Annotated in this window: 1 pseudogene; it reads left to right on the top strand. The window is 50.2% G+C overall.

The features are described from left to right. Window positions 1–237: pseudogene (cls, locus tag AAEZ02_RS23485) on the top strand (cardiolipin synthase); the annotation flags it as partial.

The following is a 237-nucleotide window of genomic DNA, read 5'->3' as shown; positions in this document are numbered from 1 at the left end:
CAATGAATCTAGTCGATCCTAAATATTTTAAGCAAAGCGCTGGTGTTGGTGAGTGGGTTGATGTCATGGTGAGAATTACCGGCTCCAGTGTGCCAGTGCTTAACTGCATTCTCGCCTGGGATTGGGAAACCGAAACAGACCAGAGAATGTTACCCGAACCGCCACAATGCCATCCGCACGACGAGGAACCATCCGACATGGTTCAAGTTATTCCATCAGGACCCGGTATGCCTGAGG

The organism is Shewanella sp. T24-MNA-CIBAN-0130 (genome assembly GCF_040310185.1).
In the GTDB taxonomy this organism is placed as follows: domain Bacteria; phylum Pseudomonadota; class Gammaproteobacteria; order Enterobacterales; family Shewanellaceae; genus Shewanella; species Shewanella psychromarinicola.
This window is presented reverse-complemented; position numbering and strand designations above follow the sequence as displayed.